A 13,136-nucleotide genomic window follows, 5' to 3' on the forward strand; every position below is an offset into this window, starting at 1 on the left:
TCAAATCTAACTGATTTTTTTAGGGTGAAGGGCTTGCGAGGGCGTTATATGCTCCAGGCCAAAAGCCTTGGCTACACCTGGATGGGTGACTTGACCACGATAGGTATTAAGCCCCAATTGTAGCGCCGGATTTCCCAATAACGCGTCAATACCCTGATCAGCCAAAATAAGGACATAATCAGTCGTCTGGTTATTGAGTGCAAACGTGCTGGTACGCGGCACTGCACCAGGCATATTGGCGACGCAATAATGCACTATGCCATCAATCTCGTACGTTGGGTGACTATGTGTGGTGGGCTTTGATGTCTCTACACACCCGCCCTGATCGACGGCGACATCGACAATAACCGCGCCCTTACGCATCTTTGACAGCATGGCACGGGTAACCAGACTAGGTGCTTTTCCGCCTGGAATCAACACCGCACCAATCACCAGGTCAGCTTCGTAAACCGCCTCTTCAATCGTATATTCATTGCTCTTTCGTGTTTGGATACGGCCATTGTAGATATCGTCAAAATAGGCCAGGCGATCATGGCTCACGTCCAAAACGGTTACCTGAGCACCCATGCCGACGGCTATGCGGGCGGCATTAGCGCCCACTGTGCCACCGCCTAGAATAGTCACATCGGCGGGTGCAACCCCAGGGACCCCGCCCATCAATACGCCACGACCGCCTTGATGCTTTTGTAGAATGGCCGCGCCGACCTGCGTAGCCATACGGCCTGCGACTTCGCTCATCGGTATTAATAAGGGTAATTGCCCTGCCTGATTCTGCACGGTTTCATAAGCTATCGCCACTGTGCCGTTGGCTAGCAAAGCCTTGGTAAGCGACTCATTAGAGGCAAGGTGAAGGTAGGTGAACAAGATCATATCCTGCCGCAAGTACGGATATTCTGTGGCAACCGGCTCCTTGACTTTGACAATCATTTCAGCCGCCCAAGCCTCTTTTGCATGGGCAACGATTTTGGCACCGGCTGAACGGTATTCTTCATCGCCAATGAAGCTCCCCTCACCGGCTCCCGTTTCCACCAAAACCTGGTGACCCCTGGCGACCAACACTTTAATTGCGCCAGGTGTCAAACCAGCTCGAAATTCATTGTCTTTAATTTCTTTGGGTAGCCCTATGAGCATGGTTAAACTCCAGATAAATTAGAAACCTTAAAACGAAGTGTCACTAAGCACTTCATCAAACTCTATATTCTCAACGCCATTCAGCACCAGAAAATGTTTGCCTTTTGCCCGTGAGATAAGGGTAATCCCCGATTGTTTAGCCATCTCCAAACCCATTTGCGTCGCCCCGGAACGCGATAGCAATATCGGAATGCCCATTTGGGAAACTTTAATCACCATTTCCGAAGTCAGGCGGCCTGTCGTATAAAATATCTTGTTGTCACCGGAAATATTATTTAGCCACATATAACCCGCGATCGCATCAACGGCATTATGCCTACCCACGTCTTCGATAAAAAAGTCGATGTTTGCGCCGCTGCATAAGGCGCAACCATGTACAGCACCGGCGGTTTTATACACTTCGTTATAGTTTTTTAACGCATCTAACATGCCGTAAAGCGTGGATTGTTTGACGGAGTAACGGGGTATTTTGATTGCTTGCAATTTTTCCAGCAATTTGCCGAATACTGTGCCTTGCCCACAACCTGTGGTCACAGTGCGTTGTGCCATTTGTTGAGTCAATTGCTCAGCCAGTTGCTTGTTTTTATGTTGGGTAACAACGGCAACCGCTTCGGTAGTCCAATCGACCTGCACCACTTTGATGTCGTCAATATTGTCGAAGAAGCCCTGGTTTTTTAGATACCCTAAAGTTAAGAGTTCAGGATGTGTACCCATCGTCATTAAGGTGACTATTTCCATTTTATCGACGTAAATAGTCAAGGCCCGCTCCCCGACCAGATCTATATCCCGTTTTTCGCCATGCTCATCGACGGCAACCGTAGTCATGGAAAAGGCCAACCCGGCATTGGTCATTTCAGGTTGAGATGACTGAACTGGCCGATCTGATTGATGCACCCTACCCTTCACGTTGCGCCTCTAAATCCGATAATTCCGCCATAGAATTAATATTAATAAAAATATCCGGTTCGGCACTGAAATCGGCTTTGGCCATTTTTTGCTGTTCCAGCCAAAGGTCGATTTTACGTTGCCCACTCAGCAAATAATCTTGCAGGCTGGATTTTAATGTCGCTTTTATCGCCAAAAAAACGGGATGCAAGCGTTCCCCGTCAAAGGCGACGGCGACATCGGCATCAACTGCTGCGCGTGTCGATAACAGTTTTTGCAGATGATGCGCCTTAACTAAGGGCGAATCGCAAGGCATGACCAGCAACACGTCCGTTTCTGCAAACATCATGGCCGTCAATACGCCTGCCAATGGGCCATCAAAGCTATCGGTTTGGTCGCTGACAACCTGCAAACCGAAAGCTTGATATTCCTCGATATTCCGGTTGGCGTTGATGATTGTTTGGTTCGTGACTGTATTCATGGCGGCGATGGCATAACTCACCATAGGCTGACCTTTGAAACTTATCAAGCCTTTATCGCGGTTATTCATGCGCCGGGCAAGACCGCCAGCAAGAATCACGCCAGTCACTTTTGTTTGTTTGTCCATAATGTTAAGCTCTGCCTCTATTTGAGTATTCGGCCTTAAGATGATTGCACGGAATATCATTTTCGCAAGCTTATTATTAATTGCAAGCAGCGCGACACAACCTACAGGCGAGTTTGTACCTTACTATCAAGTAGAAACACGCAAACCCTACGATGACGTGTTAGCTGAACTTGAAGTCGCCATCGCCGAGAATAATTTCAGGATAACCGGACATAGCCGCGTTGGCAAAGTGATCCGCGACCGTGGCACTAAAAATTTTCCCGAATACGACACCATCCAGTTTTGTAACTTAACCGAAGCAAAAACCATATTGCTAATGTCCCCCAGGCTATTCGGCACATGCCCTGCAATGTAATCGCCTACCAATACCAGGGCAAGACCATTATTAGAACCCATTTATTGCCTACGGACACCGACAACAAGGCATTAAATCAGTTTTCGGTTAAAATGAACCAGGTTTTGAAAGGCGTTGTCGATTTTGCGGCGGAAGAATAAGTCGTTGTATACCGTTAAGTTAATCCGTCATACCGGCATGGAGTGCCGGTATCCAGTTCACAGGGATGTGAGCTACACAAGCCATCCTTGGCTTCTGGGTTCCGGCAATCCCTGCCGGAACGACGAGTTTTTTCTTAACTTACCGGCATTGGTTTAAGCAGAACATGTTTTCTAACTTAATAGGAAAAAGCATTACTTATGAAAATACACAAAACACCCTTGCTGATTGGTCTAGTTGTAATGATTGTCTTGTATGGTTGCACCACGACCCCACAAAAAACGCCTGAGCAAGCGCAAGCCGTGAAAGTTAACGATTATCCCACCCGGGATCGGGTTGAATATCTCTTAAACTGCGTGGCTCAGCACGGTGGACTCACCTTCATCACCCAGTACGCTTGCGGTTGCAAAATAGACAAAATTGCCGAAAAACTTAGTTTTGCGGAATATGAAGCAGCCAGGACATTCTCAATGTTACGTAGTACGCCAGGCGAAGCTGGCGGTGTGTTCCGCGACCCTAAGCAGTCAAAAGATTTACGTAAACAATTGAAAGAAGCCGAAGCTTATGCAGAGAGAAGCTGCTTTGTTAAGTAGATTCATTGGAGGCGGGTGGCGCAAAATCTAATCGTGATCTGATCCCTGTACCTGCCGAAATGCTATCAGATTAGGCAAGTTCCGCCTGTCAAACTCGCCTGTCCAGTTTCCGGTATCCAATCGCCTCACTCAGATGAGCCACTTCTATACTCTCTGACTGGGCAAGATCGGCGATAGTGCGCGCCAGCTTCAAGATGCGATGATAAGCACGGTGCGACAGGCCGAATTTTTCCATGGCTTGCTCCAACAGTTGATGCCCTTGTTCCGTTAAGGTACAAAGCTGCTTGACTTCTTTTGCCGTTAGCGCTGAATTGGCCTTGCCGCTACGCGCCAGCGCCCGGCTACGGGCAGCCACCACGCGCGCCCTGATGCTGGCGCTGGTTTCTTCACCTTGTGGTGAGCCTTTACGCAACACCTCGTGGGAGATTCTGGGTACATCCAGATGCATATCAATCCGATCCAGCAACGGCCCTGATACCCTGGCGCGATAACGCATGACTTGCTCGGACGTGCAATGACAACGTCCTGACGCATCGCCCAGATAACCGCAAGGGCAGGGATTCATAGCTGCAACCAGTTGAAACCGGGCTGGGAAATCAGCTTGGCGAGCGGCGCGGGAAATAGTGATATGTCCGGTTTCCAAGGGTTCGCGCAATACCTCCAATACTTTCCGGTCAAATTCCGGCAACTCGTCAAGAAATAATGCGCCATTATGGGCTAGCGATATTTCGCCGGGTTTTGGATTACTGCCACCGCCCACCAACGCGGCAGCCGACGCAGTATGATGGGGCGCACGATAAGGCGGCTTCAACCAGTTAGCCACGTTGAGTCCCTGGTCGCTAATGGACGCAATGGCGGCGGTTTCCTGTGCCTGACGCTCGGTCAACTGGGGCAAAATAGTCGGCAATCGGACAGCCAGCATGGATTTACCGGTACCGGGAGGCCCCAGCATCAGTAAATTATGGGCACCAGCCGCCGCCACTTCAAACGCCCGTTTTACATGATATTGACCATGCACATCGGCAAAATCTATCTCGGCTTCCGGACTGGGCTGCACGACAGGATATTCGGGCTGAATAAGCTGCCGCCCAGTGAGGTGGGCGCATATTTCCAATAGATGGATTGAAGGGATCAGTTCAATACCTTTTACCAAAGCCGCTTCGGCGACGTTATCTTTCGGCAGTATCAGCTTTCTATTATGGTTCCTGACCTGTATGGCAATGGGTAAAACACCGTTAATCGAGCGCAACTCGCCGCCTAAAGACAGCTCGCCGACACATTCGTATTGGGCTAGGTGTGCGGAAGGAATCTGGCCCGATGCCGCCAAAATACCCAAAGCAATAGCCAGATCAAAACGCCCGCCTTCCTTGGGCAAGTCCGCAGGGGCAAGGTTTACGGTAATGCGTTGGGCGGGAAATTCAAAGCGGGAATTCAAGATGGCACCGCGAACGCGGTCTTTGCTTTCTTTGACTGCGGTTTCCGGTAAACCCACAATCGACATGGAAGGCAACCCGTTAGCCACATGAACTTCAACCGTGACTAACGGCGCTTCAATGCCGGAGCGCCCACGGCTGTAGATGATGGCTAGTGCCACAGGTTGATTATCTCTGGATGTTAAGCCGTGTAGGTTGGGTTGCATCTTTTCGCAACCCAACACATTGACGCTGGATGTTGGGTTGGAACAGCATCACCAAAAGTAGGCACTTTAGGCGACCCAACCTACCGAACTAACCAACGTTATCGTCATCTGGCTTGCCAGATTTACAGGTCTTCTTTACTCAGCACTTGCTGTTCTATGTCAGCAACACGCTGTTCCAGAGCTTCGAGTTTCTGGCGGGTTTTGGCCAACACCGCTTTTTGTACCTCAAATTCCTCACGGCTTACCAAATCAAGCCGAGCCAGGGCGCTTTGCAAAATTGCATGAAAATTCTTTTCCACATCCTCTTTCAAGCTGTTGAAACTTGGAGGAATGGCGTTGGCTAAACGGTTAGCGATGTCGTCGATGGATTTGCTGTCAAACATAAGGTTATCTCACAATATAAAAAATTAAAATTCGTGTAGGTTGGGGTGAGGTACGAACCCCAACATTTGGGGCCTTGATGTGTTGGGGTTCGTACCTCACCCAACCTACCACTACCGCGCTCAGTAATCACCGCCACCAGGCAACAGTGGTTTTCTACGATGCTGGATGTTGTCTAGCATATCTCGACGTTCCTTTGCGCTGTTTTCGGCATTTTCAGCGTTTGAACGAGCAATCGCGGCTAATTCAGCGTTTCCGCTATGAGCCTCTTCTCTAAATCTTTGAGCTTCCATAAGAAGCGCTTCGTTTTGTCTCACCATCTGCTCACTCGATTCACGTATAGCCGACTCAACATCTGATAGGCGAAAAACTATGGCATCGCCCAGTGAGCGTAGTTCATTTTCAATGCGGTCGCCCAAGTAATTTAACGCGTCCCCAAGAGAACGGAACCCTTCAATAAGGATTGCGTTTGTGCGCCGTTGTTCGTAAATTTGTGCAAAATGGGGATCTTTTTGGGCTTTGCGATAAAGGGCTTTCATGCGCTGATTCGTGGCAGAAGGGTTTGGCAGGACTGTTACGCCTAATGAGAAACTGACTGCATCCGGCGCTAATGGCGGTGCTTCTAGTGCGTGTCGCTGCTGGGCGGCTTCGATGAACCGAATCGCCTTATTGAACTCACTCAAACTTTGAACCGCGCCTTCCATTGCCTCCCAAAATGGTGAGTAAACCCCTTCCGAAAACTCGTTTTCGGCTTGGTCTAGCCATAACTCGGCATCAGACAGAATCAGCGGCAATTCAGCGGCGGATAACTGGGAATCAGACACCAGTTTGGTTATATTCGATAAAGCCCGTGTTCGTGCAATCTCTTTCTGGTTACGCTGATATTCTTCCTGTGCAAAAATCGCATCTTCTTGTCTCTTTTTCTCTATCCGCTTCATCTGAGCCTTATAATGCGCGTCATTGATTGCATTGAGGATACTCCAAATAATCCGTAAGATGATGAGTCCAATAATGATCACAATAGCAAGGTTTAATATTTGCATGTGTCTCCAACAGCTAATGTAAGGTTAATCGGCGATGCGCAGCCTCGTAGGTTAGCAAGTAGCCTCGATGTAACACAGTGGAATCGAGGATAAACGAAACCTCCAATCCCTCGATTCCGTTGCACTTCATCGAGGCTACACGCTTATCTTCAAGCCGCATATAAATCATTCAAAGGCAGATGTGACAATGACACGGATTGAATATCGGTCTTTTGGCTGGCGTGTTGTACGTCAATCCCAACCAACACGCCATTGCTGTCAAAATCCAGGACCACACCATCAGCCACTTCGTCGGAATCCACCGAGGGGGTATTAGACAGATGAATGTACAGCGAATCAGTTTCTTTATCGTAGCTCAGTTTCATGGTTTAAATATCGAACGCCTTCTTCACAAACTCCGGCTGCGCCAAAGCACCCTTATGGATATCCACATTATAGTAGACCGTATCGAAAGGTTTATTGGCAGAATCGTGTTCCCTGAAGCCGTTCAGACTCGTTTTACTGGCAATGGTTGCACTCCACCAGCCGGAGGGATAGATACATTGCGGGAAAAACAGGGTTTGCAGATGGGCAAAACCTGCCGATTGCATGGCATCGCGCATTTCGCCTATCAATTTCAGGTGGAACAACGCCGACTCGCTTTGTTGCACGACCATGCCGTTTTCTGTCAGGCAGGCGAAGCAGTCACGGTAAAATGCCGCGCTAAACAAGCCTTCCGCAGGGCCGACGGGGTCGGTGCTATCGACTATGATGATGTCAACTGAATTAGGGGCGGCTTCTTTTACCCACTTAATGCCGTCGATAAACTTTAAATCCGCCCTGGGATCGTTGTTGGACTCGCACAATTCAGGAAAATAAATTTCCGCAAGTCGCGTCACGCGCTCATCTATGTCGATCTGCACGGCCTGCTCGACCGATGGATGCTTTAACACTTCCCGCAATGTGCCGCAATCGCCGCCGCCGATAATCCAGACTTTTTTGGGATTGGGATGCGTATACAATGCCGGATGGATCATCATCTCATGATAAAAAAAGTTATCGCGGGTGGACACCATTGTGCAACCGTCGATTACCATCAGGTTACCGAACGTCTCGGTTTCATAAATTTCAAGATGCTGAAACTCGGATTGCTCTTCGTGTAGTTTGCGTTTGATTTTCAAGGAAAATGCAGAGCCAGCAGCGGGGACTTGTTCGGTAAACCATTCAGCGGGATTCATTTTTGGAATTCCTTGCAAATAAAGCCATTATAATAGCATTCAGCATTTACGGCACACGGAGTTTCATTTTGGACGCAAACAGGGCTAACACCTGGACTATTCTTCAATCCATACAAACGTATGCGATCAACTTTTGGGGTGATGGTTATTTTTCCATTAATAGTAAAGGAAATGTTTCGGTAAAACCCAGCGCTGACAAGGAAACTGAGCTGGATTTGTTTGATATTGCCCAATCCCTGAACGAAAAACGTTTGTCCTTACCGGTGCTCGTGCGTTTTACGGATATTCTCAAAGACCGGGTCAAACGCCTGAATGACGCATTTCAGAAAGCGTGTGCCAACAACCAGTATCAAGGCCGCTATACGCCCGTTTATCCTATTAAAGTTAACCAACAGGGCAAAGTCGTCGAAGGCATACTGGCGGCGGACAACATCGGCCTGGAAGCGGGCAGCAAGCCGGAACTGCTGGCGATTATGGCCTTATCCAACCAGGACGTGGTGATTTGCAATGGTTATAAGGACAGGGCTTATGTCCGTTTGGCGTTGATAGGCATTAAACTCGGGCTAAAACTGTATCTGGTGATAGAGAAACCCATCGAACTGGACTTGATTATTGAGGAAGCCGCGCGGCTGGATATAAAACCCTGCGTCGGCGTGCGGGTCAGGTTAGCCAGTATCAGCGCCGGAAAATGGCAGAACAGCGGTGGCGAGAAATCCAAATTCGGCCTTCATGCGAATGAAGTCCTGCAACTGGTTGAGCGTCTAAAACAGTCGAATTTACTTGATTCCTTACAACTGATGCACTTCCACATGGGTTCCCAAATTGCCAATATCCGCGACATAAAAGTTGCTTTGAAAGAGGCGGGACAATTCTATGCCGAACTTCACCGACTGGGCGCCCTCATAAAAATTGTCGATGCCGGAGGCGGTTTGGGAGTCGATTATGATGGCAGCCGGTCGAGGCGTGAATCCTCCATCAATTACAGCCTGGATGAATACGCGCAAAACATCGTCCGCAGCTTTGCCGAACTATGCGCTGAAAAAAATCTGCCCCAACCTGATATTGTTACGGAATCAGGCCGTGCGATCACCGCCCATCATGCTGTACTGATTACCAATGTCACTGACATTGAATCGGTTTACAGCAATCAGTCTGAAATAACCCCCCTGCCCCGTGATATTAACCTGGTTGAAATTTTTCATGATACCCAATTTAATTTTAAGGACGCACAAGAACAATTCGCCCAAGGCAAGCTCAGCATCAACGACCTGGCTAAAACAGAAAACGGCTATGCCCTGCGCTGCCAACAGATAAAGAATCAGCTAAACCCCAGCATCCAGAACGAAGCCGCCATATTAAACGAGTTAAACGAAAAACTGGCCGATAAGATTTTCTGCAATTTTTCCTTATTCCAGTCCATGCCAGACATCTGGGGCATTAACCAGATCTTCCCAATCATGCCCATACACCGGCTTAATGAACAACCAACACGCCGCGCGGTCATCCAAGACTTAACTTGCGATTCCGATGGCCGCATCGACCAATACATCGACGGCCAAAACATTGCAAAAACCTTGCCCGTGCATGAGATAAACTGCAACCAACCTTACCTGATCGGGTTTTTTATGGTCGGAGCTTACCAGGAAATACTGGGCGATATGCACAACCTGTTTGGCGACACACATTCCATCAATATAGAACTGGATGACAAAGGCTATCATTTTTATGACTTGCAGGAAGGGGAACATGTCAGTGACCTATTGGATTATGTCCATATCAGCAGCGAAGACCTGAAAGCCGCCTACCGGAAAAAACTGGCGAACAGCCCGCTCAGCGACCAGCAAAGGCAGGATTACGAAAAAGAACTGATGGCAGGGTTAACGTCTTACACTTATCTTTCCAAATAAGCGTAGCAATCAACCCACTACACTTTGGTATGGATCAAAAATCCATCAAATAATTTTTGGTTAAAATCCTTTTTTCATACCACAACCCGAAGTGTGGATTAGTGATGAACCGTGATATTATGCGCCACTAATTTACAGCAATCACTCTTGGAAGATAGGCATGAAAGCAGACATCGGATTAATTGGTTTAGCGGTAATGGGGCAAAACTTGGTGCTGAATATGAACGACCACGGCTATAAAGTGGCAGTCCATAACCGCACGAGCACCACTACCGATGAGTTCATGTCAGGTCTAGCCAATGGTACGCCAGTTATCGGAACACATTCATTGGAAGAACTGGTCAATAGCTTAAAATCCCCACGCATTGTGATGTTGATGGTGAAAGCGGGGGATGTGGTCGATCAATACATCGACAAACTGGTGCCGTTATTATCCGCTGGCGATATTATTGTTGATGGCGGCAATTCCCTGTATACCGACACCAACCGCCGTACCGTTGCCCTCAAAGAAAAACATATTAGCTACATTGGCACTGGCGTGTCCGGCGGGGAAGAAGGTGCCAGGCACGGCCCTTCCATTATGCCCGGCGGCAACAAAGACGCATGGCCTCATGTTAAACCCATTTTTCAGGCCATCAGCGCTAAAGTAGACGGCGATCCGTGTTGCGAATGGGTGGGTGACAATGGTGCAGGACACTATGTAAAGATGGTGCATAACGGCATTGAATACGGCGATATGCAAATCATCTGCGAAGCCTATCAGCTATTGTCTGAAGGCTTGGGCTTAAGCGCCGAAGAAATGCACAGCATTTTTGACGAATGGAATCGCGGCGAACTTAGTTCCTATCTGATCGAAATTTCCGCCGCGATTTTAGCTTATAAAGATGAAGACGGCTTGCCGTTACTGGATAAAATTCTCGATACCGCCGGACAAAAAGGCACCGGCAAATGGACAGGCATTAACGCCCTGGATTTAGGGATTCCGTTAACTTTGATTAGTGAAGCGGTATTTGCCCGTTGTCTGTCGGCGCAAAAATCTGAACGGATCAAGGCCGCCGAATTCCTTGCCAGACCCAAGAAGGCTTTCTCTGGCGACAAACAAGCCATGGTTAACGCCATCCGCAACGCCTTGTATGCCGCCAAGATTATCTCTTACGCCCAAGGTTTCCGCTTACTGCGCGAGGCTTCAAGCGAATATAACTTCGACCTCAACTACGGTGAAATTGCGTTGATGTGGCGCGGCGGCTGTATTATCCGCAGCCAGTTTTTGAACGACATCAAACAGGCGTACCAAACCAACCCCGACCTTGAAAACCTGTTGCTGGCCGATTTTTTTATAGCTGCGATGCGGGAAGCCGAAGAAGGCTGGCGCAAAGCCGTCATTCTAGGTATCGAGATGGGCATACCTACTCCCGCGTTTTCGTCCGCCCTGGCCTATTACGACGGCTACCGCACCGAACGGCTCCCCGCCAATTTATTGCAAGCACAACGGGATTATTTCGGGGCGCATACCTACGAACGTACAGACCAGCCCAGAGGTGAGTTTTTCCATACCGATTGGACTGGACGTGGCGGGAAAACAGCTTCAAGCACTTACAATGTGTAGTTTTATCGGCAAGTGGTGGGCAAACGATAAAGCTGTTTGCCCACCCTACCAAACTCGTTATAACGCAAACCATGCGTTAACGGAGGCTAACGCTAACAATCCTTGGGCGTTGTTGAAAGCAGCCCTCGATAACAAAGGCAACTTGCCTATTGTAGATTTTAGCGGCTATCAACATATCGTAGGACGTTTTGCGGACAGGGTCTGTTTCACTTATAATGTATCCGTTAGTAACTAACGGGCAGCCGCCCGGATTCGTCAGGTTAGGGACATTGTGGAACACCAGCATTCGATCCACCACCCATCCGTCTTGAATGGCCACGACAGTTGCCCAAGGGGTCCCCTCAGCGTTTGCCGGAGCCGAAATACTCGCTCCAGCCGAGAGCTAACGCGAATAGCATTGCTTTAATTTTACTCATGATCTTCTCCTTTAAAGCTTAATATACAAGGTTGGGCAGAGCTGTAGCAAAGCCCAACAATCAGCCGGGTAGGGACATCCCATACACCTTATGAGGTGCAGAAAACGCTACAAAACTGCCCGACGCCTCTAGGATAAATAATTAAGCGCAAAAAAAAAGGTAATGTTTCACATCTTAATGTGTGAAACATTACCTTGCCACCTAGCTGCTGTTTAAGTCCGTAAGGCGGAAACCGTTAGGTGTAGAATGTGAATCACCGAAATGGCGGATTACGACGCACGGAAAAACCTTACTTATCTGAAACTTGTACAGTTTGTGCGTCTAATCCGCCCTACGGTTTAATTCAAACGAGCCGAAATTTAATAATGAACCTTGCACCTTTTGCCTTGAACCTGTTGAGTAATCCATGAACGCCGAACCCTGCACCTACGTTATCTATGGCTCTACGGGCAACTTGTCCCGTATTAAGCTCATGCCTGCGCTGTATCACTTGGATGTAGCAAATCAGTTGCCGGAAGGCACTCGGATTATTGCCATCGGGCGTAGGCCGTGGGATCAAAAAACCTGGTTGAAAGAACTCAGGGATATGATCGAGCAGAAAGTGAAAAGCGATATGGACGAGCATGTCTTCAAACGCTTTAGCGAACGCTTTCATTATCATCGGGGCGACCTGCACGAACCGAAAGCCTATAGTGCCTTGGCGGAACTCATCAATAACCCAGACCAACAGTTTTCCAAGAATATCGCATTTTATCTGTCCATCAGCCCTGCCGATTTCGCCCAAGTGATGGAGTTATTGAGCAACAACCATTTGTTCGAGGAAGAATACGGCTGGCGGCGGGTGATTATCGAAAAACCGTTCGGCTACGACCTGGACAGCGCACAGGCGTTGCAAAAACGGATCAGTCAAGTAGGGTGCATTCCATGCACCAAACAAAGGCAAATAGGATGAGCAATGTAATTGTTATGAACACTATGCTACTAATGGCACTGATGGTGCGTACAACGCACCCTACACTTCTACATTTTCATTCAAGCAAAACAGAATATAAAATGCCCTTTGAACTTTGAACCCTGAACCTGATTAATCCATGAACGCTGAACCCTGTACCTACGTAATCTTTGGCGCGACAGGCAACCTGTCCCATATCAAACTGATGCCCGCGCTGTATCACCTTGATGCGGCAAACCAGTTGCCGGAAGGCACCCGGATTATCG

The 13,136-nt window shown here is 48.5% G+C and carries 15 protein-coding genes; 7 read left to right on the forward strand and 8 right to left on the reverse strand.

Translation table 11 applies throughout. The features are described from left to right. Positions 1–6: 6 nt before the first annotated feature. The 3 genes from ald to mobA are packed head-to-tail and all read right to left on the reverse strand — an operon-like array spanning position 7 to position 2,623. Positions 7–1,131 carry an alanine dehydrogenase gene (ald, locus tag ACLQ6D_RS10035; RefSeq protein ID WP_411727147.1) on the reverse strand — a complete coding sequence of 375 codons (1,125 nt, stop codon included), beginning with the start codon at positions 1,129–1,131 and terminating at the stop codon, positions 7–9. Between the two features lie 27 nt (positions 1,132–1,158). Next, on the reverse strand, positions 1,159–2,025 hold the full coding sequence (locus ACLQ6D_RS10040) for a formate dehydrogenase accessory sulfurtransferase FdhD (RefSeq protein ID WP_411727148.1): 867 nt from the start codon (positions 2,023–2,025) through the stop codon (positions 1,159–1,161). 1 nt (position 2,026) lies between these two features. Then, a complete protein-coding gene (gene mobA, locus ACLQ6D_RS10045; RefSeq protein ID WP_411727149.1) occupies positions 2,027–2,623 on the reverse strand; it encodes a molybdenum cofactor guanylyltransferase MobA in 597 nt (198 codons plus the stop codon). 40 nt (positions 2,624–2,663) lie between these two features. Between mobA and ACLQ6D_RS10050 the strand changes: the two genes are divergently transcribed. From ACLQ6D_RS10050 to ACLQ6D_RS10060, 3 genes are all read left to right on the forward strand, one after another. Continuing rightward, positions 2,664–2,978: a hypothetical protein gene (locus ACLQ6D_RS10050; RefSeq protein WP_411727150.1), complete on the forward strand. Its 315-nt coding sequence runs from the start codon at positions 2,664–2,666 to the stop codon at positions 2,976–2,978. After that, the gene (locus ACLQ6D_RS10055; protein WP_411727151.1) at positions 2,963–3,118 is read left to right on the forward strand and encodes a hypothetical protein; all 156 of its coding nucleotides are present in this window, start codon (positions 2,963–2,965) and stop codon (positions 3,116–3,118) included. Before ACLQ6D_RS10050 ends, ACLQ6D_RS10055 begins: the two co-directional genes overlap by 16 nt. 198 nt (positions 3,119–3,316) lie before the next feature. Beyond that, positions 3,317–3,709 carry a hypothetical protein gene (locus ACLQ6D_RS10060; RefSeq protein ID WP_411727152.1) on the forward strand — a complete coding sequence of 131 codons (393 nt, stop codon included), beginning with the start codon at positions 3,317–3,319 and terminating at the stop codon, positions 3,707–3,709. Positions 3,710–3,797: 88 nt separating this feature from the next. Here ACLQ6D_RS10060 and ACLQ6D_RS10065 read toward each other — a convergent pair whose 3' ends face one another. From ACLQ6D_RS10065 to speE, 5 genes are all read right to left on the reverse strand, one after another. Next, on the reverse strand, positions 3,798–5,348 hold the full coding sequence (locus ACLQ6D_RS10065) for a YifB family Mg chelatase-like AAA ATPase (protein ID WP_411727153.1): 1,551 nt from the start codon (positions 5,346–5,348) through the stop codon (positions 3,798–3,800). Positions 5,349–5,470: 122 nt separating this feature from the next. Next, positions 5,471–5,731: a ubiquinone biosynthesis accessory factor UbiK gene (gene ubiK, locus ACLQ6D_RS10070; protein ID WP_411727154.1), complete on the reverse strand. Its 261-nt coding sequence runs from the start codon at positions 5,729–5,731 to the stop codon at positions 5,471–5,473. Positions 5,732–5,851: 120 nt separating this feature from the next. Continuing rightward, positions 5,852–6,772: a hypothetical protein gene (locus ACLQ6D_RS10075; RefSeq protein ID WP_411727155.1), complete on the reverse strand. Its 921-nt coding sequence runs from the start codon at positions 6,770–6,772 to the stop codon at positions 5,852–5,854. Between the two features lie 149 nt (positions 6,773–6,921). Further along, positions 6,922–7,137 carry a DUF2283 domain-containing protein gene (locus ACLQ6D_RS10080; RefSeq protein ID WP_411727156.1) on the reverse strand — a complete coding sequence of 72 codons (216 nt, stop codon included), beginning with the start codon at positions 7,135–7,137 and terminating at the stop codon, positions 6,922–6,924. A gap of 3 nt (positions 7,138–7,140) precedes the next feature. After that, positions 7,141–7,989, reverse strand: a complete 849-nt coding sequence (gene speE, locus ACLQ6D_RS10085; RefSeq protein WP_411727157.1) for a polyamine aminopropyltransferase — start codon at positions 7,987–7,989, stop codon at positions 7,141–7,143. 68 nt (positions 7,990–8,057) lie between these two features. Here speE and speA point away from each other — a divergent pair, with 68 nt between their 5' ends. The 4 genes from speA to ACLQ6D_RS10105 all read left to right on the forward strand — a co-directional run. Continuing rightward, a complete protein-coding gene (gene speA, locus ACLQ6D_RS10090; RefSeq protein WP_411727158.1) occupies positions 8,058–9,896 on the forward strand; it encodes a biosynthetic arginine decarboxylase in 1,839 nt (612 codons plus the stop codon). A 160-nt stretch (positions 9,897–10,056) separates the two neighbouring features. Beyond that, positions 10,057–11,502 carry a decarboxylating NADP(+)-dependent phosphogluconate dehydrogenase gene (gnd, locus tag ACLQ6D_RS10095; RefSeq protein ID WP_411727159.1) on the forward strand — a complete coding sequence of 482 codons (1,446 nt, stop codon included), beginning with the start codon at positions 10,057–10,059 and terminating at the stop codon, positions 11,500–11,502. Between the two features lie 822 nt (positions 11,503–12,324). Beyond that, positions 12,325–12,870 carry a hypothetical protein gene (locus tag ACLQ6D_RS10100; RefSeq protein ID WP_411727160.1) on the forward strand — a complete coding sequence of 182 codons (546 nt, stop codon included), beginning with the start codon at positions 12,325–12,327 and terminating at the stop codon, positions 12,868–12,870. Positions 12,871–13,009: 139 nt separating this feature from the next. Then, the coding region (locus ACLQ6D_RS10105; protein WP_411727161.1) for a hypothetical protein at positions 13,010–13,136 on the forward strand (127 nt) is incomplete at its 3' end.

Origin of the sequence: Methyloglobulus sp. (assembly GCF_046714055.1) — a bacterium.
Classification (GTDB): domain Bacteria; phylum Pseudomonadota; class Gammaproteobacteria; order Methylococcales; family Methylomonadaceae; genus Methyloglobulus.

Excerpts from the sequence above, each read along its gene's own strand:
- ald (WP_411727147.1), bottom strand. The coding sequence starts at position 1,131 with ATGCTCATAGGGCTACCCAAAGAAATTAAAGACAATGAATTTCGAGCT.
- mobA (WP_411727149.1), bottom strand. The coding sequence starts at position 2,623 with ATGGACAAACAAACAAAAGTGACTGGCGTGATTCTTGCTGGCGGTCTT.
- ACLQ6D_RS10050 (WP_411727150.1), top strand. The coding sequence starts at position 2,664 with ATGATTGCACGGAATATCATTTTCGCAAGCTTATTATTAATTGCAAGC.
- ACLQ6D_RS10055 (WP_411727151.1), top strand. The coding sequence starts at position 2,963 with ATGCCCTGCAATGTAATCGCCTACCAATACCAGGGCAAGACCATTATT.
- ACLQ6D_RS10060 (WP_411727152.1), top strand. The coding sequence starts at position 3,317 with ATGAAAATACACAAAACACCCTTGCTGATTGGTCTAGTTGTAATGATT.
- ACLQ6D_RS10065 (WP_411727153.1), bottom strand. The coding sequence starts at position 5,348 with ATGCAACCCAACCTACACGGCTTAACATCCAGAGATAATCAACCTGTG.
- ubiK (WP_411727154.1), bottom strand. The coding sequence starts at position 5,731 with ATGTTTGACAGCAAATCCATCGACGACATCGCTAACCGTTTAGCCAAC.
- ACLQ6D_RS10075 (WP_411727155.1), bottom strand. The coding sequence starts at position 6,772 with ATGCAAATATTAAACCTTGCTATTGTGATCATTATTGGACTCATCATC.
- ACLQ6D_RS10080 (WP_411727156.1), bottom strand. The coding sequence starts at position 7,137 with ATGAAACTGAGCTACGATAAAGAAACTGATTCGCTGTACATTCATCTG.
- speE (WP_411727157.1), bottom strand. The coding sequence starts at position 7,989 with ATGAATCCCGCTGAATGGTTTACCGAACAAGTCCCCGCTGCTGGCTCT.
- gnd (WP_411727159.1), top strand. The coding sequence starts at position 10,057 with ATGAAAGCAGACATCGGATTAATTGGTTTAGCGGTAATGGGGCAAAAC.
- ACLQ6D_RS10100 (WP_411727160.1), top strand. The coding sequence starts at position 12,325 with ATGAACGCCGAACCCTGCACCTACGTTATCTATGGCTCTACGGGCAAC.